Origin of the sequence: Actibacterium mucosum KCTC 23349 (genome assembly GCF_000647975.1) — a bacterium.
Lineage (GTDB): Bacteria > Pseudomonadota > Alphaproteobacteria > Rhodobacterales > Rhodobacteraceae > Actibacterium > Actibacterium mucosum.
This window is the reverse complement of record NZ_JFKE01000001.1, coordinates 470528-497325: the sequence shown is the minus strand read 5'-3', so window position 1 is coordinate 497325 and position 26798 is coordinate 470528. Positions and strand designations below refer to the sequence as shown.

The following is a 26798-nucleotide window of genomic DNA, read 5'->3' as shown; positions in this document are numbered from 1 at the left end:
TGTTTAAACTTTGACGGCGTCCGGGAACCGAAAGTTTGAACTTCATGCTGCGTATCAACGACGAAATTGCAATCGCGGATTGGGAACTGACCGAGAGCTTTGTGCGCGCCTCGGGGCCGGGCGGGCAGAATGTGAACAAAGTCTCAACGGCGGTGGAATTGCGGTTCGAGGCCGAGCGGTCACCCAACCTGCCCGGCCCGGTGAAGGCGCGGCTGAAACGGCTGGCCGGGCGGCGCTGGACCAAGGACGGGGCGCTGATCCTGTTCTGTGACGAAACCCGCCATCAGGCCCGCAACCGCGAAATTGTGCGCGAGCGTCTGGCCGAACTGGTCCGCAAAGCGCTGATCGTTCCGAAACGCCGCCGCCCCACGCGCCCCACCAAGGGCAGCGTCGAACGACGGATCAAGGCCAAGAAAATCCGGTCCGAGGTGAAGGCGATGCGCGGCAAAGCCGGTCCGGAATAGTCAGCTCAATACGCCAGCCACAGCCGCCCTCGCATTTTGCATGACCTCTTGCGCCCGTGCGGCGCTGCCGGCCTGGGCATAGATGCGAAATTCGGGCGCGTTGCCCGAGGGGCGCAGATGCACAACCTCGCCCGTGGAGAAATCAACGCGCAACCCGTCGGTCAGGTCGGTGCCCGCGATGGGGCCGAAACCGGCAAAGAACGCAGCGCGACGATCGGGGTCATCGATCAGGCCCGACAGAAAGTGGGCGGCCTTGTCGCGGTCAATCTCTTGCAGGCGGTCCGCGGCGGTAAAACATGGGGGCAGGCCGGCAACCAGATCCGCCAGTGTCAGACCCGCCTGTTTCGCGGCGACCAACGGCGCCAGGATCGGCAGCATGCAGTCGCGTGTGGGCAGCGGGGCCAGCGGTCCGGTCAACTGTGCTGTAAAGCCCAGAAGAAAGCCGCCATTGGCCTCGAACCCCACAACGTCGACATTGCCTGCCTCTTGCATCCCGGCGATCACGAAGGGAGAGCCGATGCGGGTCAACGTGACTGCGCCAAACTCTGGCAGGCGACGAACCATGTCGTTGGACGACACCGGCGTCACCACGTGACGTGCCTTGAGCAATCGCGCGGTCAGCACGCCCAGAACGTCACCCGGAACGACCTGGCCATTGGCATCGGTCAACATGGGGCGGTCGGCATCCCCATCGGTCGAGGCAACCGCGTCTAACCCGTGATCGGCGCACCATTGCGCCAGTTGGCCGCGCGTATGCGGGTCCACGGCCTCGGTATCGACAGGGATGAAGGTTTCAGAATGCGCCAGAGGCACCGTGTCTGCACCCAACGCGGCAAAGATGTTCTGCATTGTGTCGCGCGCAACCGAGGAATGGCGGTAGACGCCCAACCGCAGACCCTTCAGCGCGCCGGGGCCAAAGGCATCGACATAGCGCGCGACATACGTCGCCTCGGCCCCCGGTGCTTTGCCGGACTTCCCCGGCACGGGGGGCGTGCGTCGCGCGCGGGTGGCAAAAGCGGCGTTGATCGCGGCCTCGTCGGTCTTGGAAACCTCGCCGCCCGGCAGATAGAATTTCAACCCGTTGCGATCGGCGGGGATATGACTGCCAGTGACCATAATCGCGGCCCCGCCCGCACCCATCGACGTCAGCGCCAGCGCCGGTGTGCCCAGCGCACCGCAATCCACGACATCCACCCCGGCCTGCAAAGCCGCATCCGTGACCGAGGCAGCAATATCGGGTGACGACGGCCGCAGGTCGCGCCCCACAAACAGCGTGTCGCAGTCAACGATGGTCAGAAACGCATGCACATAGTCGGCCACCAGATCGGGGGTCAGTTCTGTGACCAGTCCGCGCAATCCGCTGGTGCCAAATTTCGGGGCCATTGGGCGATACCTTTACGCTGCTTACGGGGCCTATCATGTCTTGCCTAACCTCAAGTCGTAAAGCCCCGGTAACTGCAGCAAGGGGTTAAACAACCACCGCAACCGGTTGCTGTTCACCCACGCCGAAGACGCGTTTGTAGCGGTCGATCTGATCGGGGGGGCCCATGGCTTTTTCGGGATTATCGCTGAGCTTGACCGTCGGTCGGCCATTGGCCGAGATCGCCTTGCAGACCAACGAGAACGGTGCCAGCGCGTCCCCCGGAACCAGCCCGCGGAAGTCGTTTGTCAGCAGCGTGCCCCAGCCAAAGCTGACGCGGGTGCGGTGGGCGAACTGGGCGTGCAGTTGCAGGATCTTTTCTTCGTCCAGCCCGTCGGAGAAAATGACCAGCTTTTTAGTGGGGTCCTCGCCCCGCTCCTGCCACCAACGGATGGCGGTTTCGGCCCCGGTGGCCGGGTCACCACTGTCAATGCGGATGCCGGTCCAGCCTGCCAACCAATCGGGGGCGTTCTTCAGGAAGCCTTCGGTGCCATAGGTATCTGGCAGGATGATGCGCAGGTTGCCATCGTGTTCGGCGTGCCAGTCGGACAAAACGTCGTAAGGCGCGCGGGCAAGGGCGTTGTCATCCTCGGCCAAGGCGGCATAGACCATGGGCAGTTCGTGGGCGTTGGTGCCAATGGCCTCGATATCGCGGCGCATGGCGATGTGGCAGTTGGACGTGCCGACAAAGGCGTCGCCCAGCCCTTCCTGCATGGCCTGCACGCACCAGTCCTGCCACAGGAAGGAGTGCCGCCGTCGCGTGCCGAAATCGGCGATGCGCAGGTTGGGTGTAGGGCGCAGGCGCTCCACCTTTTCCCACAGCTTGGTCATGGCGCGGGCATACAGCACCTGCAGTTCAAACTTGCCCATCTGCGACAGCACCGCGCGGCTGCGCAGTTCCATCAGCACAGAAAGGGCCGGGATCTCCCACAGCATGACCTCGGGCCAGCTGCCTTCGAAGGTCAGCTCGTACTGGCCATCGCGCTTTTCGAGCTGATAGGCGGGCAATTGCAGCCCTTCGAACCATTCCATGAAATCAGGGCGGAACATGGCGCGTTTGCCGTAGAACATGTTGCCGCGCAGCCATGTGCTTTCACCGCGTGTCAGGCGCAGGGTGCGGATATGGTCCAGCTGCTCACGCAGTTCGCCCTCGTCAATCAGGTCAGCAAGGCGGATGCGATGGGTGCGGTTGATCAGCGAAAACGTCACCTGTGTGTCACGACGATGGGTGAACACCGATTGGCACATCAGCAGCTTGTAGAAATCGGTGTCGATCAGGGAACGGACGATCGGGTCGATCTTCCATTGGTGATCATGCACGCGTGTTGCGATGTCGACCAATCTGCAATTCCTTTCCCAAATGAAGGCAAGACTTAGTTATGGCCGAGCCGATGCGGGTTTCAACCATATTCATTCCCGGTTCCGCGATCTTGTGGCAATGACGCGCCGCCCAATGTCCGGGCGGCCGCCCAGAAAACAACCTTATGGAGAATTGCATTCTCGATAAAATTGATTCTTTCCACCATTTGCATAGACGCACAGATACTTTCGTATAGCATGGCCTACATAATCCCTGGTTGTATAGAGGCCGGCGCGATGCCAGCCTGACTTGCAACGGAAATAGACCAGAAATTTGTTTCAGTGGAAGGGTTTGACGCGTGACAGAGCAACAAGTAGCAGAGATTACGCCGGTAACTTTATGCGGCGGTTCGGGCACCCGGCTGTGGCCGCTTTCCCGTAAAAGTTTTCCCAAACAATTTGTTCCATTGGTAGGGGAAGAGACCCTGTTTCAGGCCTCGGCCCGACGGTTGACCGGCAAGGGGTTTCGCCCACCGGTTGTGATCACCGGCGCGGCCTTTCGGTTCACCGTGGCCGAGCAGTTGCTGGCCATTGGCATTGACCCCGAAACCATCATGATCGAACCCGAAGGTCGCAACACCGCACCGGCCGTTCTGGCGGCCGCGTTGCACCTTTTTGACAAAGACCCCGCGGCCATCATGCTGGTCACGCCGTCCGACCATGTGATGCCTGACCGCGACGCGTTCCAGGCGGCCGTTTGGCGCGGGGTCGACGCGGTGCAAAAGGGCCAGGTCGTGACATTTGGTTTGGTGCCAAACGCGCCACATACGGGTTACGGATACCTGGAGCTGACCACCTGCCCCGATGGCAGCGGCGCGGCGGTGGCATTGAAAGGGTTTGTCGAAAAACCCGCCCTGCAACGCGCGCAGGAGATGGTTGCATCCGGTAATTTCCTTTGGAACTCGGGCATATTTCTTGCGCGGGCACGCGACATGATCGACCTGTTCAAGGCGCATGCGCCGCAGATGTGTGCCCCGGTTGGTCAGGCCGTGGCGCAGGCCGCGCCCGATCTGGGGTTCCTGCGGCTTGCGCCTGAGCCTTGGGCGAAGGTCGAGGATATCTCGGTCGATTTCGCCGTGATGGAGCATGCCGATAACCTGGCTGCGGTGCCCTATACCGAACGCTGGTCCGATCTGGGCGGGTGGGACAGCGTGTGGTCAGAAAGCACCCCGGACAAGAACGGTGTCGTGGCCAGCGGCGGCGCCACGGCGATTGAATGCACGAACTCGTTGCTGCGGTCCGAGACCGAGGGGCTGGAAATTGTTGGCGTAGGGCTGAACAATATCGTGGCGGTGGCCATGAGCGACGCGGTGCTGGTTGCAGATATGAACCGGGCGCAGGACGTACGCCGTGTGGTCAAGGCGCTGAAGGCAAAGAATGCGCCACAGGCGGTGCAGTTTCCGATGGATCACCGCCCGTGGGGGTGGTTCGAAAGCCTTGTTGTCGGCGACCGGTTCCAGGTGAAACGCATCCACGTCAAGGCCGGTGCGTCGCTGAGCCTGCAGAGCCATTTTCACCGGGCCGAGCATTGGATCGTTGTTGAAGGCACCGCGAAGGTCACCGTGGGTGATGCGGTGAAGCTGGTCAGCGAAAACGAGTCGATCTATGTGCCACTTGGGTCCAAACACCGGCTAGAGAACCCCGGCAAAGTGCCCATGGTTCTGATCGAGGTGCAAACCGGCGCGTATCTGGGGGAAGACGACATCGTGCGGCACGAAGACGTCTATGCCCGCTGTCCGGGCGAATAGCCGCTAGATCAGCGTCACGCCAGCGTCGCGCATTCCTTGCGTGGCTGCCGCAAGCGATCCGTCCAGGTCGATGGCGCGGCACAGTTGCGTCTGCACCGTCACCTCAAAGCCCAGCTTTGCGGCATCCACCGCCGAAAAGTTCACGCAGAAATCGGTGGCCAGCCCGACCATGGTCAGGTCATTGATGGCACGCGTGCGCAGGTACCCCTCCAGCCCTGTTGGTGTGGAGTGGTCGTTTTCGAAGAACGCGGAATAGCTGTCGATGCCGGGCCGGAACCCTTTGCGGATGATCAGGTCACCATCGGTTCGCAAACCGGCGTGAAAGGCGGCGCCATCGGTGCCTTGAACACAGTGGTCGGGCCACAGGACCTGTGTTCCATAGGGCATCTCGGTGGTTTGAAACGCCTCGACGCCGGCATGCTGCGAGGCAAAACTGCTGTGATGGGCCGGGTGCCAGTCCTGGGTCAGGATCACGGCATCAAAACTGTTCATCAGCGCGTTGATGCCGCTAACAATCTGATCCCCCTCTTGCACGGCTAATGCGCCGCCGGGGCAAAAATCATTCTGGACGTCAATCACGATCAGGGCACGGGTCATGGCGGAACCTCCTGCATCCTGCCTAGGGCGCGCGCGGGAACCGGTCAAGCCGCGATCAGCCATGCAAGTGCAACAAAACTGTACATAAAACCCGTACATAGCTGACACATTTCCACCCTAGGGTGCGCGCATGCACGCGTCCGAGATCGTCATACCGCCCGAGGCCGCCGCGGGATTGGTGGCTGCGCAGTTTCCGCAATTCGCGGATCTGCCCCTGGCCCCTGTGGCCGAGCATGGCAGCGACAATGTGCTGTTTCGGCTGGGCGACGAACTGAGCCTGCGGTTTCCGCGGCGGGCCGAGGCGGTGGCGCAGGTCGCGCGTGACCATCGGTGGCTGCGCGTGATGACCGACCTGCCGCTGAATGTGCCGCAACCGGTGGCCATTGGCGCGCCGGGTCAGGGGTTTCCCTGGCCATGGGCGGTGCATCGCTGGATCGATGGCTCGCGCGCAATGCCCGGTGCGTTTTCGGCGACACCTGTGGCCGCGCAACTGGCCGAGTTCCTGCGCGCCTTGCAGGCCGTGCCGACGGAAGACGCACCGCGGGCCGGCGCCGAGAACCATTTCCGCGGCGTGGCGCTGAAACAGCGCGACGCCGCAACGCGCGGCGCAATTGCGGGCATTGCCGACCTGTTTAACCCCGCGCAGCTGACGCGCATGTGGCAGGACGGTTTGTCGGCCCCGTGCTGGGATCATCCGCCCGTCTGGATTCATGGCGACCTGCAACCGGGAAACCTGCTGATCCGCGACGGACGGTTGGTGGCGGTGATCGATTGGGGCCTGTCCGCCGTTGGTGACCCGGCGGCGGACCTGACCGTGGCGTGGTCGTTGCTGGATGGCGAAGGGCGCGCGGCGTTTCTTGATACGCTAAGGCCCGACCCTGACACCTTCCTTCGCGGAAGGGCCTGGGCGGTTTATGCCGGGGCGATCGCTCTGAGCTATTACCGCGATCGCGACGCGGGGCTGACAGCATACGCAACGCGGATCCTCACCGAGCTGACCGAGCACTGACCCACCATTGGGCCCTTGCCCCGCTGGCCCGATAGGATTATCTGGGCGGCCATGTTCACCGTCGCCGCCTTGTATCACTTCACCCGTTTCGACGATCCGGCCGCATTGCAGGGTCCTTTGCAGGCCCTGTGCGATGCGCGTGGGGTCACGGGCTCGCTGTTGCTGGCGGGCGAAGGGATCAACGGCACCATCGCCGGCAGCCGCGCCGGTATCGACGCCGTGCTGGCGCATATCCGCGCCCTGCCCGGCTGTGCCGATCTGGAGTGGAAAGAAAGCCACGCCAGTGCCGAACCCTTTGGCCGCATGAAGGTGAAGCTGAAGCGCGAGATCGTGACGATGGGCCAACCCGACGTCGACCCGCGCGCCCGCGTGGGGAATTATGTCGCGCCCGAAGACTGGAACGATCTGATCCGCCAGGACGACGTTGTGGTGATTGACACGCGCAACGATTACGAGGTTTCGATCGGCACGTTTGACGGGGCCGTTGACCCTGAAACACCCACTTTCCGGGATTTCCCCGCGTGGTGGGAGGCCAACAAGGACCGGTTCCACAACAAACGCGTGGCCATGTTCTGCACCGGTGGTATCCGTTGCGAAAAGTCGACGAACTATCTGCTGGGTCAGGGGGTCGAGGACGTGTTCCACCTTAAAGGTGGTATCCTGAAATACCTCGAAGACGTGCCTAAGGAAGACAGCATGTGGCAGGGCGAATGCTTTGTATTCGACGAGCGGGTCTCGGTTGGGCACGGGCTTTCGGAAGGCCCGCACGAGCTGTGCCGCGCATGCCGTCGCCCGATTCTGCCGTCGGACCGACTGCGCCCGGAATTCGAAGAAGGTGTCACCTGCCACCACTGCGTTGACGAGCATTCCGAAGAGCGCAAAGCCCGTTTCCGCGAGCGTCAAAAGCAGATTTCTTTGGCCCGAAAGCGGGGCGAGGCCCATCTGGGCGTACAAAAGAAGCCCGCCTGACGCTGCGATGCAGCCTTTTGGGCGACTGGCATAACCCTGTGTAAAAGCAGGTATTCCCGAAACGCAACCGTTGCAAATGCTGCATAGCGGCATTGGTGAACTATGCATTGTGCAAATGCAGCATCGGTTTATTTTGAGTGCAGAAGAAAACAACGGGCACCGAGGCTGCCCACCCGACGATAAGGACCGATGAAATGGCAAACGTAACCGAGAACCTGGGCCACGATTTTGGCATCGCCCGCGCATTCAACAACCTGCGCGCCAACATTGCCGCCGCTGCTGCCCGCCGCGCAATCTATAACCAAACCGTTCGCGAGCTGAGCGCTCTGTCGGGCCGTGAACTGGCCGACCTGGGCATTTCGCGCTCGGAAATCCGCTTTCTGGCTAAACAAGCAGCTGAACAGCACTAAGCGCCTCCTCCCTTTCGCTTAGTGATGTTTGCAAGAACCCCGATGCGCTCCTCCTCCCTGCGCGTCGGGGTTTTTTTGTGCCTGCTGCCCGCGTTACGGGTCAACCGCCCTCCTGTCATACCGCGCAGGTGCAGCCCGACGTGCAAGGTTGGCAAAGGATCGGGATCCGGGGCCTGTCACTGCAAAAGCCCCGACAGGTAACGGCCATACTCGGTTTTTTTGAATGTCTCGGCATGTTCGGCCAGTTTTTCCGCGTCGATCCAGCCATTGGCAAAGGCGATCTCTTCGGGGCAACCTGACTGCATGCCTTGCCGTGTGACCAGGGTGCGTACGAAGTTACCGGCATCCAACAACGACGCATGCGTGCCGGTGTCCAACCATGCAAAGCCGCGGCCCATGCGTTCAACCGAGAGGTTTCCTTCGGTCAGGTAAGTGTCCAGCAGGGTCACGATCTCTAGCTCGCCGCGTTCTGAAGGCCGCACAGTTTTTGCGCGCTCGGGTGCCTCGCCATCGAGGAAATAGAGGCCCGTTACCGCGTAGTTCGACGGAGGAACCTCTGGTTTTTCGATGATCTCAGCCGCCGCACCCCCCTCGTCGAACCGCACAACACCATACCGTTCCGGGTCGGCCACGTGATAGCCAAAGACGGTGCCGCCGGTGGTCTGCGCGTTGGCCGATTGCAGGATCTCGGGCAGCCCGTGACCAAAAAAGATGTTGTCGCCCAGAACCATGGCCGACGGCGCTCCATCCAGAAAATCCTCGGCCAGCAGATAAGCCTGCGCCAGCCCGTCGGGCGCGGGTTGCGCGATATAGGTGAAAGACAGCCCCCATTGGCTGCCATCGCCCAAAAGACGCTGAAACTGTGACTGATCCTGCGGTGTGGTGATGATGGCAATCTCGCGAATACCGGTTAGCATCAGCACCGTGAGGGGGAAATAGATCATCGGCTTGTCATAGATCGGCATCAGTTGTTTCGACACCGCCATCGTCAGCGGATAGAGCCGCGTGCCCGAGCCGCCGGCCAGGATAATCCCCTTGCGGTTGGTCATTTTAATGCTCCCAGGTCGTTCAGTATCTGGCTCAGCCCGGCGCGCCAGTTTGGCCGGGCAAGGCCGAACATGTCGGCAGTGGTGGAATTGTCCAGCCGCGAGTTCAGCGGCCGCGCCGCGGGTGTCGGGTAATCGGTGGTGGGAATGTCCACCACCGCGCATTCCGTGCCGCTTTGGGCAAAAATCTCGCGGGCGAAATCGGCCCAACTGACATCGGGCGCGCCGCTGAAATGATATGTGCCGGATTTGGCCGGGTCGCGGATCAAGGCGCGAGCCATTGCAACGCAGGCAGCGGCGATATCGCGCGCCGGGGTGGGGCCGCCCACCTGATCGGCGACGATGGTCAGCCGGTCACGCTCGGCCCCCAGCCGCAGCATCGTCTTGACGAAATTGTTGCCATGGGCCGAGACAACCCAGCTGGTGCGCAGGATCGCGTGCGGGCCACCGGCGGCACGAATTGCCGCCTCACCCGCAAGTTTGCTGTGGCCATACGCGCCCAGCGGGCCGGTGGGGTGATCGGGCGCAAAGGGCGCGTCGCCCGCGCCGTCAAACACGTAATCGGTAGAGATATGGACCAGCGGCAGGCCCCGCGCCGCGCAGGCCCGCGCGATGGCGCCCGGCGCGGTGGCGTTGACGGCCATTGCGGTGTCTTCGTCGGTTTCGGCCTTGTCCACGGCGGTATAGGCTGCGGCGATGATCACCGCGCTGGCTTTGGTCGTTTCCACCAAGCCCGCCAGCGCCGCGGGGTCGCCAAAATCGGCACTATCCCGGCCCAAACAGGCCACTTCGTCCAGCATCGACAGCTCGCGCCCAACCTGCCCGGTGGCGCCAAAAACCAGGATCATGCCTTGACCCCCAGCCGCTGCCCCACGCCCGAACGGCCCTGCAGCGCGCGCCACCAGTCCTCGTTGTCCAGATACCATTGCACCGTGCGTTCCAGCCCTTGCTCAACCGTGACCGAGGGCCGCCAGCCCAGCTCGTCGCGGATGCGCGCCGGATCGATGGCATAGCGCGCGTCATGGCCCGGACGGTCGGCGACAAAGGTGATCTGATCGGCATACGACCCCTGCGCCTTGGGCCGTTTCTGGTCCAGGATCGCGCAGAGGGTTTTTACCAACTCCAGATTGGTCCGCTCATTCTCGCCACCGATATTGTAGCTGCGCCCAACTTCGCCCTTGGCCACCACCAGCAACAGCGCATCGGCGTGGTCTTCGACATAAAGCCAGTCGCGAATGTTCGACCCGTCGCCATAAATCGGCAGCGGCTTGCCGGCCAGCGCGTTCAGGATCACCACCGGGATCAGCTTTTCGGGAAAGTGATAAGGCCCGTAATTGTTCGAACAATTGGTCAGCACCACCGGCAGGCCATAAGTCTCGAACCAGGCGCGCACCAGGTGGTCGCTGGACGCTTTCGACGCGGAATAGGGCGACCTTGGATCATATCCGGTATCTTCGGTAAACAGAACCTCGGGGTCGCTTGGCAGTGAGCCATAAACCTCGTCGGTCGAGATATGGTGAAACCGGAACCCGTCGGGTCGTCCGGCGCCCACCCAATACCCGCGCGCGGCTTCCAGCATATTGTAGGTGCCGGTGATATTGGTCTCGATAAAATCGCCCGGCCCGTCGATGGACCGGTCCACATGGCTTTCGGCGGCCAGATGCATCACCGCGTCGGGTTTGTGGGTGGCAAAGATGTGGTCCAGCGCCGCGCGGTCGCGGATGTCGGCATGTTCAAAGCTGTAAAGCGGGTCGTCGGCCACCGTGGCCACATTGTCCAGACAGGCGGCATAGGTCAGCGCGTCGAGGTTCACAACCTGATGCCCGCGTGCCACCGCCAGCCGCACCACCGCCGAGCCGATGAACCCGGCCCCGCCGGTGACAAGCAGTTTCATCCCTAACCCTCCATCGTGAAGGGCGAAGCGAAATCGCCCAGCGCCGGCGCGGCGGTGTCTTTGTCAGACAGTACCGCGTCGCCGGACAAAGGCCAGGCAATGCCGCAGCTGTCCCACCGCACCGCGCCTTCGGCGTCCGGCGCGTAATAATCGGTGCATTTGTAAACGACCTCGGTGTCGGGCTCTAACGTCTGGAACCCGTGCAAAAACCCCGCCGGCACCCACAGCTGCGCGCCATTCTCAAAGCTCAGCTCGGTGCCGTACCATTCGCCGAATGTCGGGCTGCCAACGCGGATATCAACGGCCACGTCAAACAGGCGACCCCGGCCGCACCGCACCAGCTTGCCCTGGGCATGCGGCGGAGATTGAAAGTGCAATCCGCGCACTGTACCGGCTTCGCTGCTGAGCGAGTGGTTGTCCTGTACGAATTCCGGCAGATCGAGGCCCGCTTCGGCGAGGCGCTTCTTGTTCCAGCTTTCAGAGAAAAACCCACGGTGATCGCCGAACCGCGGCGGCGTGATCACTTTGACGTCCGGAAGATTGGGAGCAGCTGTAATCATTAGGAAATCGTCTTTCTCTAAGTGCCGTCAAATGCCACGGATCAGCAGCTGCCACGCCCTGTACTGCCACGTGGCTCTATAAAAATTCGCAGCCTTTTTCGCGCACGCCCTGGCAAATCCAAAAGTCAGCACCCTGATGGTACTGAAGCGTGCCATATTTACAGAAAACATCAACGTCAAGGCGACCGGCCGCCCGACAATGTGGCAGACGCTCCCAAATGGGTGCCCCCCGTGCCCTGCGGCGGTCAACCGTTGGGGTGGATCTTATGCAAAGCGCAATCCGAGCAGAATTGGATCAGAAGTCGAGGTTCGCCACGCTCAGCGCATTGGTCTGAATGAAGTCACGGCGCGGCTCTACGACGTCCCCCATCAGCTTGGTGAACACATCGTCGGCTTCGGCCACGTCATCCACGGTAACCTGCAGCAGCGTGCGCGCCTCGGGGTCCAGCGTGGTTTCCCACAGCTGTTCGGGGTTCATCTCGCCCAGACCCTTGTAGCGTTGCAGGGTCAGGCCGCGCGCGCCCTCTTCCAAAATGGCGTCCAGCAATTCGGTTGGCCCGTGCACGGCCTGTGACCGGTCGCGACGGGACAGAACGCTGGGTTCGGCAAAGCTGGCGCGGTTGGCTTGCGAAACCTCGGACAGGCGGCGCGCCTCGCCCGAACGCAAAACAGCACCGTCCAGCGTTCGCAGCTCTTCCACACCACGCAACACGCGGCTGAGGCGGATGCCATGATCCTGCGTGATCCGGCCCTGCCAGCCACGTTCGTATTCGGCCGCGACCATGTCCAGCCGCGCGGCCACATTGTCGGCAACACGCTGCAGGTCGGCGTCGGCCTGACCGGGGTCAAAGGCGCCGGCCAACGCGGCATGTTCCAGAATGTGGCGGGGGTAGTGCGTGGGGAACGCCTCCAACACCTTGCGGAAGGCGCGTGCACCGTCCACCACGCGGGCCAGATCGGCGCCGGCCAGTTCCTCGCCCGAGGCAAGGCGCAATACCGCACCATCAACGCCCTGCTCTACCAGATAGTCATCCAGCGCGGGTTGGTCTTTCAGATACACCTCGGACTTGCCGCGTGCCACTTTGTACAAAGGCGGCTGCGCAATGTAGAGGTACCCGCCCTCGATCAGTTCCGGCATCTGGCGGAAGAAAAATGTCAGCAGCAGCGTGCGGATATGCGCACCATCAACGTCCGCATCCGTCATGATGACAACCTTGTGGTAGCGCAGCTTTTCGATGTTGAACTCGTCCCGTCCAATGCCGGTACCCAGCGCCATAACCAGGTTGCCGATCTCTTGGCTGCTGAGCATGCGGTCGAACCGGGCGCGCTCTACGTTCAGGATCTTGCCGCGCAGGGGCAGGATGGCCTGATTGCGGCGGTCGCGGCCCGTTTGGGCAGACCCCCCGGCGCTGTCACCCTCGACCAGGAACAGTTCGGTTTTGGAGGCGTCTTTCTCGGAACAATCCTTGAGCTTACCCGCCAGATAGTTCACATCCAGCGCGGTTTTGCGCCGCGTCAGCTCGCGCGCCTTGCGCGCTGCTTCGCGGGCCTGTGCGGCCTCGACAATCTTGCCAACGATCTGCTTGGCAACGGCCGGGTTTTCTTCGAACCATTCGCTGAGCTTTTCGTTTACCAGACCTTCAACCGCGGGGCGTACCTCGGAACTGACCAGCTTGTCCTTGGTTTGGCTGCTGAACTTGGGATCCGGCACCTTGACCGACAGTACGCAGGTCAGCCCTTCGCGCGCGTCGTCGCCGGTAAAGTTGACCTTCTCTTTCTTCGCGATCCCGCTGTCCTGCGCGTATCGCGTGATCGTACGGGTCAGCGCACCACGGAAACCGGCCAGGTGAGTACCGCCATCGCGCTGCGGAATGTTGTTGGTGAAGGGCAGAACGTTCTCGTGATAGCTGTCATTCCACCACATCGCGACCTCTACCCCAATGTCGTCGCGTTCGCCGGACATAAAGATCGGCTCGGGCATCAGGGCGGTTTTGGAACGGTCGACAAAGCGCACGAACTCGCGCACGCCCCCGTCATAGAACATCTCGGTCCGAAGGGGTTCGGCGGGGCGTTCATCTTCGAGAATGATCCGCACGCCCGAGTTCAGGAACGCCAGCTCGCGCAGGCGGTGTTCCAGCGTTTTGTACACGTAATCGAGGTTGGAGAACGTACCGGTCGAAGCCAGGAACCGCACCTCGGTTCCGGTGCGGCCATTGGCATCACCAACGATTTCAAGATGCTTGACAGTGTCGCCGCCTTCGAAACGGGCGCTGTGTTCCTTGCCATCGCGCCAGATGCGCAGTTCCAGCCAATCGGACAAGGCGTTTACAACGGAAACGCCAACCCCGTGCAGGCCACCGGACACCTTGTAGGAATTGCTGTCGAACTTACCGCCGGCATGCAGCTGGGTCATGATGACCTCGGCCGCTGAAACGCCCTCTTCGGGGTGAATATCCACCGGGATACCCCGGCCGTTGTCGCCCACGGAAACGGAGTTGTCGGCGTGAATTTTCACCGTCACATGGTCGGCATGCCCTGCCAGCGCTTCGTCGATGCCATTGTCAACAACTTCGTACACCATATGGTGCAGGCCCGAGCCGTCATCGGTGTCACCGATATACATGCCGGGGCGTTTGCGCACGGCCTCCAACCCTTTGAGAACTTTGATAGAATCGGCGCCGTATTCTTCGGGTGCCTGTGCGTCGTCGGACATTGGTGCCCTTCCTTCGTATTTTTGTCATTTTATACGAAGTTTTGCGGGGGATGTCACGCGCATCCCCCACATTTTGGGCCTGCCATCACGCTGCGCGGGCGCCCAGGTCAGCAACCTGTTTCAGCCAGCCTTGTACCTTCTTGTCCTTCGGGTGCGTGGCGGGTGCAAATTGCGAATACTTCGTCGGCTTGATGCCGACAAAACCGAGGATCTGGCGGCTGATGATTTTCTTGATTGCGTTGGAATAGAACAACCGCAGCAGCAGCGGCGGCGTGTCGGATGTCAGCAGAACGCGGGCGGTTTTGCCTTTCAGCATCGGCGCCGGCAGGCCCATGAAGTTCGGGTTGCGCGTGTCGAAGGTGCGGCCGGGGATCAGGGCGCGGTCGAACAACCCCTTCAGTTTCGCCGGGATTGCGCCCCACCACAGCGGCGTCGACATCACGATGTGATCGGCCCATTCAAGGTCGGTCAGGAACGTGTCCAGCACAGGCTCCAGAGGCTTGGTGGCCTTATAGCCGCCCTGGCCATAGTCCATGTCAAACTCCATTTCGCTGATGTCATGCTGGCGCACGTCGTGGCCGGCCTTGGTTGCGGCAACGGCATAGGCTTTGGTCAGCGATTTCGACAGCGAAGTTTGGCCGGGATGGCCGTTCAGTACGAGGATCTTCTTGGTCATTGCGGGTCTCCGAAAGAATAATTGACTACGGTCAAAATAGGAAGGAATTGACCGCGGTCAATAGATGAATTTGACCCTGGTCACTTTTCTTCCTATATTTCGCCGCATGAACAAGCCGATCCAACAACGCACCCTGAAAACCCGCGCCAAGCTGCTGGAGGCGACACGCGCCATCGTGGCCGAAGTCGGCTATGACGGGTTGCGCACCGAACAGGTGGTCAAACGCGCCGGCGTGGCCAAGGGCACCTTTTTTGCGCATTTCCGCGACAAGGATGCGCTTTTGGACATTCTGATCGGGGGGGACATGCTGGCGGCGCTGGACGATATGGCCGCGCAGCCCGCGCCGCGCGATCTGAACCAGATCATGGATCGCCTGAACCCGCTGATGGCCTTGATGACCAGCAACCGCACCGTGTTCGACGTGATCCTGCGCCATTCCGGTGCAGCCGCCATCGAAACCATCGGCCCCATCGCCGAAAGCTTTGGCCGCATGATCGAGGTGTTTGCCGCCTGGTTCACGCCAGATGGCGATCATCCGTTCCGAACGGATGTCACGCCGGAGCTATTGGCCGAAGGGGTGCAGGCCTTCATGCTGCAGGCACTGGGGTTGCAATTCTGTGCCCTGCACAATGCCCTGTCGGTCGACGAGCGGCTGGGCCCCTATCTGCAGGCCTGGCTGCTGCCAGTCAGGTAAACGGGATCACAAGGCCCACGCCGATCATCAGCACGCCGGCCGAAATGTTCATGCGACGCAGGGCCTTGGCCGAGGTCAGCAACCGCCGCGCCCCCTCCAGCGAACCGGCAAGGATCAGGTTACCCACCAACGGCACAATGGCCGACAGGGTGGCGATCATCACCACGTCCCACGCGGTCAGCGCGCTGAGGTCAAAAAACCCCGGCAGCATGCCCATGTAGAACAGGATGGCCTTGGGGTTGCCCAGGATCACCGCCAGCCCCGCCAAAAACCCCGCCACCATGCCGGGCCGCGTCAGGCGGCTGTTTTCCGCAATGGTGTGATCGGCGTTCTTGATGATCAGCACACCCATCACCAGAAACATCCCCGCCGCCACGTATTTCAGCGCCACAAGGAACCCGCCATAAACGCTCAGGATCCAGCTGATGCCGAAAATGGCCAGCACGCTCCACAACACATCGCCGATTACCACGCCCAGTGCCAAAGGCCAGGCCGCATTAAACCCGCCCGACAGCGCCCGCGCAATCAGCGCCACCCAGACCGGGCCGGGCGTCAAAAACAGCACCAGCAACGCACCAGCGTAAAGTGCCAGATCGCCATAGCCGAGGGTCATCGACCTGCCTGTCGCGAAAGTTGTGCGTGAATGTCGTGCGCTCGGTTCCAAAGTTGGTCGGTCGACCTCGCGCCGGAATGGGCCTTCAACCACGCTTCGGCCAACTGCAATTCAGAGGCAACCAGTTGGTCCAACACGGGAACGCTCTGGGCGGCGGTGGCGCGTTCCCCTACCTTTTTCTTTTGCACCACAAGCCTGTCCAGCGCTTCTGTCTGCTCCGCCCCAAGCGCGCAGCCATCAACAAGGCCGTAAAGGTTCATGGGTGGCATAGCCGCGTCGTTCAACCGCATCCATCGCAGGGCCAGGGCCGGGCGGAGTACGTAGAAATACCGTTTGATGCGAATGCCACCATCCGGGTGGGCCAGCCGCCCGTTTTGGCGCAGCAAAAGCGCCCGGTAGTGCCACGTGACCGATTTGCGGTCCAAGGCGGCACGCGCAAAACTGGTTAGCACCTGTACCGCGTCCGGGTCGCTTTGGTACACGATCGGTGACTGCAACCATTCCGCCACGACAGCGTTTGATCCGATGGCCAGCTTCAACGCTTTGCCCAGTTCCCACCCGGAAATGTCCAATTCGTCGTCGATTGGGTATTCGATGACGTCGCGACGCTTGTCCAGCCGCAGATGCCAATCAACCGGGCGGGCATAGAGAAATCGCACGTCATAGTCGCTGTCAGGTGAATGGAAACCCCACGCGCGCGAGCCGGATTCGACGGCGAACAGAATTCGCGCGCCTTCTTTTTGCGATATCTGCTCAAGACGGGCGCAGATCACTTCGCGCATCGCCCCATCAACAGGTTCACTCACGAAGTGATCCTTCCTTCGGCGTCCAGCGTCCAGTACGGGTTCCAGGCGTATTCCCAGACATGGCCTTCGGGGTCGGCCCAGCTGCCGGTGTAGCCACCCCAGAAGATGTCGTCGGGGCGTTTCAAAGCGGTGCCACCAGCGGCCAGAGCGGCGTCATAGGCGGCATCGACGTCCCCTTTCGAGGCGAAGTTCACCGTCAGCGTCTGCGCACCGGTTCCCATCTGGTCGGGCGTTTTGTTCAGGTCGTTGGCCAGCATGTCGATGACATAGAGACCAAATTTCTGGCCGCCAAGGTCATAGAACACCACATGTTCCGACTGAAATTCCTGGCGCCAGCCCAATGCTGCATAAAAATCTGCCTGCGCCTGCAGGTTTTTGACGGCAAGGGTGATCAGAGAGATGCGGTTGGTGTTCATGGCTGTGTGCCCTCGGTAATCTGGCTGACGCCAGCGGTTTCGGTAACCTCGAAATGCTGCGCGCGGTCGCCCAGTTCAGCGAACAGTTCCGGCCCGGTTCCGGTCAGAAACGCCTGGGCGCCCAAGGCGCATATCTCGTCATAAAGCGCCGCGCGGCGACCGGCGTCAAGGTGGGCCGAGACCTCGTCCAGCAACAGGATCGGCGCCGCACCAAACTCTGCCGACAAGGCCCTGCCATTGGCCAGGATCAGCGAGATCAGCAGCGCCTTTTGCTCACCCGTCGAACACTGTTTGGCCGCCACGCCCTTGGCCGCATACACCGCCCCCAGATCGGCCCGGTGCGGCCCAACCAGCGTGCGCCCGGCGGCCATGTCGCGGGGGCGGCTTTCGGCGAACGCGGTGGCCAGATCGCCCTGGGTCTGGGGCATGTCCTCGCCCTCGGGGGCAAGCAGTGTCAGATCGGCGGTGGGAAAGGCGGTTTCGGCCCCGTCCTGCGCCGCGGAGATCCGCGCCAGAGCCTCGACCCGGGCCGCATGCACCAACGCGCCCGCGCTGGCCATCTGCGCCTCGAGCGCGCCGTACCAATGGGCATCGCGCACCTGGTCCTTCAGCAGCCGGTTCCGCTCGCGCATGGCTTTTTCATAGGTCAGCGCAGCCTCGGCATGGCCGGGATCAAAGCTCAGCACCATGCGGTCCAGAAACCGCCGCCGCCCTTCGGCCCCTTCGATCCACAGCCGGTCCATCGCGGGGATCAGCCACAGCATCCGCGCAATCCGGCCCAGCGCCACCTGACCGGCGGTTTTGCCGTCAATCCGAACGCTGCGCGGCGCGGCGTTTTCCGACCATGTTTCAACCTCGTGATCCTGATGCAGGCTGTGCAGATCGGCACGCACTTTCCAGCCCAGCGCCTCGGGCCGGCGCGCAATCTCGTCGGCGGTGGCGCGGCGCAGCCCGCGACCGGGCGACAGCATCGACACGGCCTCCAGCACATTGGTTTTGCCTGCGCCGTTGGGGCCATGGATCGCCACCGGGCGCCCATCCAGTGACAGCCGCGCGGTTTTATGCGACCGGAAATGCGACAGGACCAGCGATGTCAGATACAGGCCCGTCATCCCCGCCCCTTCAAATTCTTGGAACCATCCCTGCCAGAGGCAAGCGGGTTAGACGCGCATCGGCATCACGACGTAGACCGCCGAGGTATCCGTGCCTTCGCGCATCAAGGTTGGGTCACCGGACGAGTTGAACAGGAACACGGCGTTTTCACGATCCACCTGGCCGGCAATCTCCAGCAGGTATTTGGCGTTAAACCCGATCTCAAGCCGTTCATCGCCATAGGCCACGGCCAGCTCTTCATCGGCCGCGCCGGCATCGGGCGCGTTGACCGACAGTACCAGCCGGTCTTCGTCCAGCGAAAGCTTCACGGCGCGCGAGCGTTCCGAGCTGACGGTGGCAACCCGGTCAACGGCCTTTGCGAACTCGGCCGCGTCCACTTCCAGTTTGCGCGTGTTGCCCTGCGGGATGACGCGCGTGTAGTCGGGGAAGGTGCCGTCGATCACTTTCGAGGTCAGCGTGATTTCCGGCGTGGCGAACCGCACCTTGGTTTCGCTGACCGATACGGCGATCTTGGCCTCGTCATCGTCCAGCAGTTTGCGCAGCTCGCCCACGGTTTTGCGCGGCACGATCACACCGGGCATCGTCTCGGCGCCTTCGGGCAGATCGCTGTCAATTCGGGCCAGCCGGTGGCCGTCGGTGGCCACGCAACGCAGCACCTGGCCGTCTTCGCCGGTGGCCACGTGCATATAGACACCGTTCAGATAGTACCGCGTTTCTTCGGTGGAAATGGCGAATTTCGACTTGTCGAACAGGCGGCGCAGTTCCACCGCCGAGGCGGAGAAGTTTGCGCCATATTCCGAGCTGGCCATAACCGGGAAGTCTTCTTTGGGCAGTGTCGCCAGCGAGAAGTTCGACCGCCCCGCCTGCACCGTCAGCCGCCCCGAGGCACCGTCATCCGTCAGCTCAACCAGCGCGCCGTCGGGCAGTTTGCGGACGATCTCGTGCAGGGTCACCGCCGAAACGGTGGTCGCGCCAGAGCGTTCCACCTGCGCCACGGTCTTGTCGACCACCTCGATATCCAGATCGGTTGCGCGGAAGGAAACGCTTTCTCCCTCAGCCTCGATCAGGACGTTTGCAAGGATCGGGATCGTATTGCGACGCTCCACAACCGATTGCGCCTGGCCTACCGCCTTCAGTAGCGTGCCGCGTTCGATGCTGAATTTCATTCCGTCGCTCCTCGTCCCACCGGGAGGGTGAACGTACCCGTTTCCCCTCTCGGCTCAAGTCTTTTCTCGACATTCGGACGGTTTTTGGGGGGCGTCAAGGGCGCGCAGGCCCCCAAGCGCCTAAGCTTCGAGCATGCGGCGCAAAATCTCCAGATCTTCAGCGATCTGGTTATCGCGCGCGCTCAGCTCCTCGATCCGTTTCACCGCGTGCATCACGGTGGTGTGGTCGCGCCCGCCAAAGCGGCGCCCGATCTCGGGCAGCGACCGCGAGGTCAGCTGTTTGGCCAGATACATCGCCATCTGCCGAGGCCGAGCGATGGTACGCGTGCGCTTGGGGCCGATCAGGTCGGACAGGCGCACGTTGAAATGTTCGCCAACGCGGCGCTGAATCTCTTCGACGGTCACCTTGCGGTCGCTGGCGCGCAGAATGTCCGACAGACAGTCCTGCGCGAGGTCCAGCGTGATCTCCTTGCCTACCAGCGAGGCGAAGGCAAACAGCCGCGTCAGCGCGCCTTCCAGCACCCGCACATTGGTCGAGATGCGATGGGCCAGGTATTCCAGCACCCCGTCGGCGATCACCAGTTCGGGGTATTGCTTGCGGTATTGTTCCACCTTGGTCTGCAACACGCCAAGGCGCAGTTCGTAATCGGTGGGGTGCAGGTCCACCACCAGCCCACATTGCAGGCGCGACTTGATCCGGTCCTCCAGATCCTTGATCTCGCCCGGCGCGCGATCGGCCGAGATGATGATCTGCTTGTTCTGGTCCACCAGCGCGTTGAAGGTGTGAAAGAATTCCTCCTGCGTGCTGTCCTTTCCGGCGATGAACTGCACGTCATCAACCATCAGAACATCCACGGACCGGAACAGTTCCTTGAAGCCCATCGTGTCGCGTTCGCGCAAGGCCTGCACAAAGCGGTACATGAACTGTTCCGCCGACAGATACACCACCCGCAGTTCGGGCGAGCGGGTGCGCAGCTCCCACGCGATGGCGTGCATCAGGTGAGTTTTGCCCAGCCCCACGCCGCCATAAAGAAACAGCGGGTTAAACGTGACGGGCCCACCTTCGGCAACGCGGCGGGCGGCGGCATGCGCCAGTTCGTTCGGTTTGCCCACAACGAAGGAGTCAAAGTTGAAGCGCGCGTCGATCGGGGCGCCCAGAAGCTCGGCATCGGGCTTGGCAGGGGCTGCGGCCACGGGACGTGCGGCAGGGGCCTCGACCTCCGGTTCGGAGCGGGGTTCAGTGCGGCCCGAGACTCGGAATTCCAGACGACGCGCTTCCAGCCCACGGCGGGCGAGCTGCGTCTTGATCACTTCGGCAAAGTTGCGATCAACCCAATCGGCGACAAAGCTGGTTGAGGCATCAAAATGCGCAACACCATTGTCGAGGCCCTGAAAATCCAGCGGACGAATCCAATTGGCATAGTTGCTTTCGCCAATGGCTTGTTGAATGTCCTTGCTCGCCAGTACCCATGCGTCGCTGCTCATCTTTGTCTGCCCGCTCCTTTTTGTCCCATCCCGACAAGGCATTTTTGCACCTTGCCGCGATTCAAAAACGACTTCAGGGCCCCTTGCCGAAACCAAGCAAAGGAAAAAAGGCAGACGACAGGACCCAAGGGCCCAGTTGACTACTGTCCGCTATTCGCGGCTTTGGACATGATGGCGTTTGCCAAAGGCAAACGATCCGCAGCACCCTCGCTGGTCCCACCCAGCTAAGATCACGTTTCCCGGCCCTCACTCCACAAACGAATGGAATTCAGATTGTGGACCCGGTCACGTCATGTCCCCCCAAGACGATGTGAATCGCATAGCTAAGCTAGCGTGCCTTCAGGAAGCTGAGCAACAGAACTTCGCTCTTGACCAACGAATTGGAGAAACGAATCTTTGATGGATCAATCGAGGCTTTTTGAAAGCGCTTGGATTCAAAGGATTTCCGCCCAAACGACAAGAGCGCGCCAACTTGGCGCGCCCTTTACAAAACCGTTGCAAAGCTGCCTCAGTTGGACAGAGCTTTGACCCGCGAAGACAGCCGCGACATCTTCCGCGACGCTGTATTCTTGTGAAGGATGCCCTTGGTGACACCGCGCATCAGCTCGGGCTGAGCAGCGCGCAGAGCGGCCGCAGCAGCAGCCTGATCGCCCGAGGCGATCGCTTCTTCGACTTTACGCAGGTAAGTACGGATACGCGAACGGCGCGCTTTGTTTACGTCGGCACGGCGCAGGTTCTGACGTGCGCGTTTCTTGGACTGAGGCGTATTTGCCATGTGTTTCCCAACTCCGGGTCTTTGTTCATTTCGAATACGCAAAGGTCCCCGGGGCCGATATTCGGCAATCCGACTGATTCCAGCCTGAGCGGGCCACACGCGCATGTATTCGGCGGCCTATACGTGGTTCAGGCCGCCGGTGCAAGTCCTACTTGTCGCGGAACTTGGGCTCGCGCTTTTCAACAAAGGCGGCCATGCCCTCTTTCTGGTCCTCGGTCGCGAACATCGCGTGGAACAGCCGGCGTTCAAACAGAACACCTTCGGTCAGCGTGGTCTCGTAGCTGCGATTGACCGCCTCTTTCACCGCCATCGACGTCAGCAGCGACTTCTCGGCGATCTTCTGCGCCGCACCCATCGCCTCGTCCATCAGCTTCTTGGCGGGCACAACGCGGCTCACCAGCCCGCTGCGCTCGGCCTCGTCGGCATCCATGAAGCGGCCCGTCAGGTGCATGTCCATCGCCTTGGACTTGCCCACGAACCGCGTCAGCCGTTGAGTGCCACCGATCCCGGCAAGAACGCCCAGGTTGATCTCGGGCTGGCCGAACTTGGCGGTATCCGCGGCGATGATGAAATCGCACATCATCGCCAGTTCACACCCACCGCCCAGCGCATATCCGGCAACCGCGGCGATGATCGGCTTGCGACACCGCAGCAAGCTTTCGGTTTCATCGGTGAAGTGATCGGTGCCGAACATGTCGACAAAGCTTTTGTCGCTCATCTCGGAAATGTCGGCGCCGGCGGCGAACGCCTTGTCCGAGCCGGTGATCACGATGCAGCGCACCTTGTCGTTGGAATTGGCACCGGCCACAGCATCGGCAAGCTCTCCCAGAAGCGCGCTGTTAAGCGCGTTCAGTGCGTTGGGCCGGTTAAGTTTGATCAGGCAGACATGTTCTTCGATCTCGACGATCAGTGTCTTGTAAGCCATGCGTAAATGACGTCCTTGTTTTCCCCTGATCACGACTCATTACCAACCTGAAACACCAGTTCAAGCTATCTTTGGCATTGCGCACAGTAGAAAGTTGAGCGTCCGGACTGCACGATTCGGGCAATTGTGCCGCCACAATCCGGCGTTGGACAGAGCTGCCCCTCGCGTCCGTAGGCCTTGAAATCATGTTGAAAATAGCCCAGTTCGCCGTCCGCCTGCCGGTGATCGCGCAAGCTGGAGCCACCGGCCGCGATGGCGGCCTGCAAGACGTCACGTAAGATCGGCACAAGCGCGGAAATCCGCGCCTTCGAGACCGTGCCTGCCCGTCTTTTGGGCGAAATACCGGCGCGGTGCAGGGCCTCGCACACATAGATATTGCCCAACCCGGCCACGATTTTCTGGTCCAGAAGCGCCGACTTCATCGGCATGTTGCGGCCCTTTAGCGCCCCGGCCAGATAGGTGTCGTTGAAGTCATTTCCCAACGGCTCGGGGCCCAGACCAGCCAGCAGCTTATGTGCGGCAACCGCATCGGTCGGGGCCAGATCCATCGCGCCAAACCGCCGTGCATCGTTGAAGGTCACTCGCGCGCCGTTTTCCATGTTGAAAACCACGTGATCGTGTTTCTCGGCCGCAGGATGGTTGTGCACGAACTGCCCCAGCGGGTCACCCGAAACGGTCATACGGCCCGACATGCCAAGGTGGATGATCAATGTCTCATCTGTATCCAGATCGGCCAGGATATACTTGGACCGCCGCCCCAGCCGCAGCACCCGCGCCCCGGTCAGCCGGTCGGCCATGCGGTCGGGAAACGGCCAGCGCAGATCGGGCCGGTTCACGGTGGCACGCGCGATCACCGCGCCTTCCATCGACGGCTGCAGGCCGCGACGCACCGTCTCAACCTCTGGCAATTCCGGCATGATACCCTTCCCCCTTGCCGCACTTCGGTGTAACGCCTGTATCGGCCCCCTATATGGGGAGACAGATGCAGTAATGGGCAAGCCCCGATGACCGATCAAAACGAAAAAACGACCCATTTCGGTTTTCAGACCGTGGCCGAGGATCAAAAGGCCGGCATGGTGCATGGCGTGTTTTCCAGCGTCGCCAACAAATACGACGTCATGAATGACGTGATGTCGGTAGGCATTCACCGCGTGTGGAAAGACGCGATGATGGATTGGCTGGCGCCGCGTGATCATCAGCGGTTACTGGATGTGGCGGGCGGCACCGGCGATATCTCGTTCCGGTTCCTCAAACGCGCGCCGGGGGCCACCGCCGTGGTCTGCGACCTGACCGAACCGATGCTGATCGAGGGTCGGCAGCGGGCCGAGGCCGCCGCAAAGGCAGATCAGCTGGATTGGGTTGTGGGTGACGCGATGGCGCTGCCGTTCGAAGACAACAGCTTCGACGTCTACACAATCAGCTTTGGCATCCGTAACGTCACCCGCCCCGCAGACGCACTGGCCGAGGCGTACCGCGTGCTGCGCCCCGGGGGCCGGTTGATGGTGCTGGAGTTCAGCCAGTTGCCCAATGACGGGCTGCAGAAACTCTATGACCTCTATTCCTTCAACGTGATCCCGCGCATGGGTCAGATGATCGCCGGTGATGCCGACAGCTATCAGTATCTGGTGGAATCGATCCGCAAGTTCCCTGATCAGGACACGTTTGCCGGCATGATCCGCGATGCGGGGTTTGACAATGTGAAATACCGCAACCTGTCGATGGGTATTGCCGCGCTGCATTCGGGGTGGAAGATCTAGGATGCGCGGCCCGCACAATGTCTGGCGCTTGATCCGAACAGGCGCGACGTTTCAGCGCTCGGGCGCGATGGGCGTGGTGTTGCAGGCCATGGACGCGCCGCGCCCGGTGCGGGTTTTGGCGCGCACCATGGGCTGGACCTTTGCGTGGCTGGGCCATCGCGGCGACCCGGACCTGCCACCGGTCACCCGCGCGCTGACGGCCCTTGGCCCGGCTTATATCAAGTTCGGTCAGATCCTTTCGACCCGCCCCGACCTTGTGGGCAGCGACCTTGCCACGCAATTGCGGGTGTTGCAGGACCAGCTGCCACCCTTTGCCACGGACATTGCCAAGCAGACGGTAGAGACCGAATTGGAACGCCCCCTTGGGGATATCTTGGCCAGTTTCGACGACCCGGTTGCCGCGGCCTCGATCGCGCAGGTGCACAAGGCCACGCTGGCCGAAACCGGCGAAGAGGTGGCGGTGAAGGTGCTGCGCCCCGGTATCGAACGCGCGTTCCGCAAGGATATCGACGCGTTCTATCTGGCGGCTTCGACCATCGAGCTGTTGTCGCCCGCCTCGCGCCGCTTGCGGCCGATGGACGTGGTGGACCATTTCGATGGCGTGGTGCGGGGCGAGCTGGACTTGCGGATGGAAAGCGCCTCGGCCTCGGAATTCGCGGCCAATACCTCGGACGACGCTGGATTTGCCGTGCCCAACACCAATTGGGGTCTGTCGGGCCGCCGGGTCATGGTGCAAAGCTGGGCCGAGGGTGTGCCACTGGGCGACAATGACGCCATCGACGCCGCCGGGCATAACCGCCGCGATCTGGGCGAGCGGGTGCTGCAACTGTTCCTGAACCACGCGCTGCGCGACGGGTTCTTTCATGGCGACATGCATCAGGGCAACATGAAGGTCGCGGCGAATGGCGACATCATCGCCTATGATTTCGGCATCATGGGGCGGATCGACGAATACACCCGCCGGGTTTATGCCGAGATCCTGTTCGGCTTTATCCGCCGCGACTATCAGCGCGTCGCCGAGGTGCATTTCGAGGCCGGATACGTGCCCGCCGATCAGGACGTGGCCGAGTTTGCCCGCGCCCTGCGGTCGGTGGGCGACCCGATCTTTGGCATGGATGCCAGCCATATCTCGATGGGCCGCCTGCTGAGCCACCTTTTCGACGTGACCGAACAGTTTGGCATGCAGACACGGACCGAGCTGATCCTGCTGCAGCGCACCATGGTGGTGGTCGAAGGCGTGGCCCGGTCGCTGGACCCGCATCTGAATATCTGGGAAGTCGCCAAACCGATTGTCGAGGGTTATATCAAAACCCATATCGGTCCGCGCGCGATGCTGCGCGATCTGGGCAAAACCGCGCTGGTTCTGTCTCGCTTCGGGCCGAAATTGCCGGAACTGGCCGAGGCGATGTTGGTTCGACAGATGGCACAGCCCGAGCCACCAAAACGCACCCGAATATGGCCTGCCATCGCTTGGATGGCCGTGGGTGCCGCCGCGGCAACCACCATAATCTGGCTGACCTAGCCCGGATCGCGTAGCGCGCTCACATCCTCGACCGCGACCTTGCCCCCACCCGACAGGATCAGCGTGACTTGGTCGCCGTTCACCTGCGCCTCGGTGACGGTGCCATAAACCTCGGCCTGTGTGCGTCCCAGCGGCTCGCCATTGGCAAGGCTGTCGACATGGAAGGTATAAGTGCCGTCGGGCAACGGGAAACCATCGGTGCCAACGCCGGTCCAGACATAGGCCTCATCACCCGGGGTGATATCCAGGCGTTGAACTTGATTACCTTGACGATCCACCACCACCAACTGCGCGGCGTCTGCAAGCGGATTGACCTTGGGCACAACGGTGACCGGCGACCCGGTAAACTCAACCCCCGTTGGCGCCCGTACCTCTTTGCCTACCCAATTGGCCACCTGCCCAACCGAACCTGCGCCCAGTTGCGCGGCCAGTGACTTCAACAGGTCATTTGTTTGCACCTGCTGCTCTACCCCTGAAAAAGTCGCCAGCTGCACCGCAAAGTCAGCCGATTCCACCGGGTTCAGCGGATCCTGGTTTTCAAGCTGCGTGGTGAGCATCACAAGGAAGGTTTCAAAGTCAGAATTGACCAGCGGATCATTGCCCGGCCGGTCTGTATTCGTCGCCTGCACGGCGGCGGATGAAGCTGCGGCAATGTCCATAT

At 61.8% G+C, this 26798-nt stretch carries 27 protein-coding genes; 8 read left to right on the top strand and 19 right to left on the bottom strand.

What is annotated here, in order from left to right; all coding sequences use genetic code 11:
* Positions 1–44 precede the first annotated feature (44 nt).
* Positions 45–464, top strand: a complete 420-nt coding sequence (arfB, locus tag ACMU_RS02435; RefSeq protein WP_035255689.1) for an alternative ribosome rescue aminoacyl-tRNA hydrolase ArfB — start codon at positions 45–47, stop codon at positions 462–464.
* On the opposite strand, the gene ACMU_RS02430 is transcribed toward arfB, so the two are convergent.
* Both ACMU_RS02430 and pncB read right to left on the bottom strand, forming a co-directional pair.
* Entirely contained in the window at positions 465–1847 is a 1383-nt protein-coding gene (locus ACMU_RS02430) for a phosphomannomutase (RefSeq protein WP_035255688.1), read from the bottom strand. It lies immediately after the preceding gene.
* Positions 1848–1932: 85 nt separating this feature from the next.
* The gene (gene pncB, locus ACMU_RS02425) at positions 1933–3225 is read right to left on the bottom strand and encodes a nicotinate phosphoribosyltransferase (RefSeq protein WP_035255687.1); all 1293 of its coding nucleotides are present in this window, start codon (positions 3223–3225) and stop codon (positions 1933–1935) included.
* Between the two features lie 317 nt (positions 3226–3542).
* On the opposite strand from pncB, the gene ACMU_RS02420 reads away from it, so the two are divergent.
* Positions 3543–4991, top strand: coding sequence for a mannose-1-phosphate guanylyltransferase/mannose-6-phosphate isomerase (locus ACMU_RS02420; RefSeq protein WP_035255686.1), 1449 nt, complete (start codon positions 3543–3545; stop codon positions 4989–4991).
* A 3-nt stretch (positions 4992–4994) separates the two neighbouring features.
* On the opposite strand, the gene pncA is transcribed toward ACMU_RS02420, so the two are convergent.
* Entirely contained in the window at positions 4995–5588 is a 594-nt protein-coding gene (gene pncA, locus ACMU_RS02415; protein ID WP_035255685.1) for a bifunctional nicotinamidase/pyrazinamidase, read from the bottom strand.
* 130 nt (positions 5589–5718) lie between these two features.
* On the opposite strand from pncA, the gene ACMU_RS02410 reads away from it, so the two are divergent.
* From ACMU_RS02410 to ACMU_RS02400, 3 genes are all read left to right on the top strand, one after another.
* On the top strand, positions 5719–6597 hold the full coding sequence (locus ACMU_RS02410) for an aminoglycoside phosphotransferase family protein (protein ID WP_051587820.1): 879 nt from the start codon (positions 5719–5721) through the stop codon (positions 6595–6597).
* Positions 6598–6648: 51 nt separating this feature from the next.
* Positions 6649–7566 carry an oxygen-dependent tRNA uridine(34) hydroxylase TrhO gene (gene trhO / locus ACMU_RS02405; RefSeq protein WP_035255684.1) on the top strand — a complete coding sequence of 306 codons (918 nt, stop codon included), beginning with the start codon at positions 6649–6651 and terminating at the stop codon, positions 7564–7566.
* Positions 7567–7760: 194 nt separating this feature from the next.
* Positions 7761–7976: a DUF1127 domain-containing protein gene (locus ACMU_RS02400; RefSeq protein WP_035256090.1), complete on the top strand. Its 216-nt coding sequence runs from the start codon at positions 7761–7763 to the stop codon at positions 7974–7976.
* Positions 7977–8152: 176 nt separating this feature from the next.
* Here the strand turns inward: ACMU_RS02400 and rfbA are convergent, their stop codons facing one another.
* From rfbA to ACMU_RS02365, 6 genes are all read right to left on the bottom strand, one after another.
* Positions 8153–9025 carry a glucose-1-phosphate thymidylyltransferase RfbA gene (rfbA, locus tag ACMU_RS02395; RefSeq protein WP_035255683.1) on the bottom strand — a complete coding sequence of 291 codons (873 nt, stop codon included), beginning with the start codon at positions 9023–9025 and terminating at the stop codon, positions 8153–8155.
* On the bottom strand, positions 9022–9870 hold the full coding sequence (rfbD, locus tag ACMU_RS02390; RefSeq protein ID WP_035255682.1) for a dTDP-4-dehydrorhamnose reductase: 849 nt from the start codon (positions 9868–9870) through the stop codon (positions 9022–9024). The genes rfbA and rfbD overlap by 4 nt, the downstream gene beginning before the upstream one ends.
* Positions 9867–10916 carry a dTDP-glucose 4,6-dehydratase gene (gene rfbB, locus ACMU_RS02385; RefSeq protein WP_035255680.1) on the bottom strand — a complete coding sequence of 350 codons (1050 nt, stop codon included), beginning with the start codon at positions 10914–10916 and terminating at the stop codon, positions 9867–9869. The genes rfbD and rfbB overlap by 4 nt, the downstream gene beginning before the upstream one ends.
* A 2-nt stretch (positions 10917–10918) precedes the next feature.
* Positions 10919–11476, bottom strand: a complete 558-nt coding sequence (gene rfbC / locus ACMU_RS02380; RefSeq protein WP_035255679.1) for a dTDP-4-dehydrorhamnose 3,5-epimerase — start codon at positions 11474–11476, stop codon at positions 10919–10921.
* A 295-nt stretch (positions 11477–11771) separates the two neighbouring features.
* A complete protein-coding gene (gyrB, locus tag ACMU_RS02370; protein WP_035255676.1) occupies positions 11772–14189 on the bottom strand; it encodes a DNA topoisomerase (ATP-hydrolyzing) subunit B in 2418 nt (805 codons plus the stop codon).
* A gap of 85 nt (positions 14190–14274) precedes the next feature.
* On the bottom strand, positions 14275–14865 hold the full coding sequence (locus tag ACMU_RS02365) for an NAD(P)H-dependent oxidoreductase (RefSeq protein WP_035255675.1): 591 nt from the start codon (positions 14863–14865) through the stop codon (positions 14275–14277).
* A gap of 106 nt (positions 14866–14971) precedes the next feature.
* Here ACMU_RS02365 and ACMU_RS02360 point away from each other — a divergent pair, with 106 nt between their 5' ends.
* On the top strand, positions 14972–15559 hold the full coding sequence (locus tag ACMU_RS02360) for a TetR/AcrR family transcriptional regulator (RefSeq protein ID WP_035255674.1): 588 nt from the start codon (positions 14972–14974) through the stop codon (positions 15557–15559).
* On the opposite strand, the gene ACMU_RS02355 is transcribed toward ACMU_RS02360, so the two are convergent.
* The 9 genes from ACMU_RS02355 to mutM form a co-directional block, all read right to left on the bottom strand.
* The gene (locus ACMU_RS02355; RefSeq protein ID WP_035255673.1) at positions 15552–16172 is read right to left on the bottom strand and encodes a LysE family translocator; all 621 of its coding nucleotides are present in this window, start codon (positions 16170–16172) and stop codon (positions 15552–15554) included. The genes ACMU_RS02360 and ACMU_RS02355 overlap by 8 nt on opposite strands.
* Positions 16169–16978: a nucleotidyltransferase domain-containing protein gene (locus ACMU_RS02350; RefSeq protein WP_152544479.1), complete on the bottom strand. Its 810-nt coding sequence runs from the start codon at positions 16976–16978 to the stop codon at positions 16169–16171. The genes ACMU_RS02355 and ACMU_RS02350 overlap by 4 nt, the downstream gene beginning before the upstream one ends.
* On the bottom strand, positions 16975–17394 hold the full coding sequence (locus tag ACMU_RS02345) for a VOC family protein (protein WP_035255671.1): 420 nt from the start codon (positions 17392–17394) through the stop codon (positions 16975–16977). The genes ACMU_RS02350 and ACMU_RS02345 overlap by 4 nt, the downstream gene beginning before the upstream one ends.
* A complete protein-coding gene (recF, locus tag ACMU_RS02340) occupies positions 17391–18506 on the bottom strand; it encodes a DNA replication/repair protein RecF (RefSeq protein WP_035255670.1) in 1116 nt (371 codons plus the stop codon). Before recF ends, ACMU_RS02345 begins: the two co-directional genes overlap by 4 nt.
* Positions 18507–18554: 48 nt before the next feature.
* The gene (dnaN, locus tag ACMU_RS02335; RefSeq protein ID WP_035255669.1) at positions 18555–19673 is read right to left on the bottom strand and encodes a DNA polymerase III subunit beta; all 1119 of its coding nucleotides are present in this window, start codon (positions 19671–19673) and stop codon (positions 18555–18557) included.
* A gap of 120 nt (positions 19674–19793) precedes the next feature.
* Positions 19794–21158: a chromosomal replication initiator protein DnaA gene (dnaA, locus tag ACMU_RS02330; RefSeq protein WP_035255667.1), complete on the bottom strand. Its 1365-nt coding sequence runs from the start codon at positions 21156–21158 to the stop codon at positions 19794–19796.
* Between the two features lie 508 nt (positions 21159–21666).
* The gene (gene rpsT, locus ACMU_RS02325) at positions 21667–21933 is read right to left on the bottom strand and encodes a 30S ribosomal protein S20 (RefSeq protein WP_035255665.1); all 267 of its coding nucleotides are present in this window, start codon (positions 21931–21933) and stop codon (positions 21667–21669) included.
* 148 nt (positions 21934–22081) lie between these two features.
* Entirely contained in the window at positions 22082–22858 is a 777-nt protein-coding gene (locus ACMU_RS02320; protein WP_035255664.1) for an enoyl-CoA hydratase, read from the bottom strand.
* Positions 22859–22923: 65 nt separating this feature from the next.
* Entirely contained in the window at positions 22924–23775 is an 852-nt protein-coding gene (gene mutM, locus ACMU_RS02315; protein WP_035255663.1) for a bifunctional DNA-formamidopyrimidine glycosylase/DNA-(apurinic or apyrimidinic site) lyase, read from the bottom strand.
* Between the two features lie 87 nt (positions 23776–23862).
* Between mutM and ubiE the strand changes: the two genes are divergently transcribed.
* Positions 23863–24615 (top strand): bifunctional demethylmenaquinone methyltransferase/2-methoxy-6-polyprenyl-1,4-benzoquinol methylase UbiE, encoded by a 753-nt coding sequence (gene ubiE / locus ACMU_RS02310; RefSeq protein ID WP_035255662.1) that lies wholly within the window; start codon positions 23863–23865, stop codon positions 24613–24615.
* 1 nt (position 24616) lies between these two features.
* Positions 24617–26137 carry a 2-polyprenylphenol 6-hydroxylase gene (gene ubiB, locus ACMU_RS02305; RefSeq protein ID WP_035255661.1) on the top strand — a complete coding sequence of 507 codons (1521 nt, stop codon included), beginning with the start codon at positions 24617–24619 and terminating at the stop codon, positions 26135–26137.
* Here ubiB and ACMU_RS02300 read toward each other — a convergent pair.
* Positions 26134–26796: a flagellar hook capping FlgD N-terminal domain-containing protein gene (locus tag ACMU_RS02300; RefSeq protein WP_035255660.1), complete on the bottom strand. Its 663-nt coding sequence runs from the start codon at positions 26794–26796 to the stop codon at positions 26134–26136. The two genes, ubiB and ACMU_RS02300, sit on opposite strands and share 4 nt — an antisense overlap.
* Positions 26797–26798: the final 2 nt, after the last annotated feature.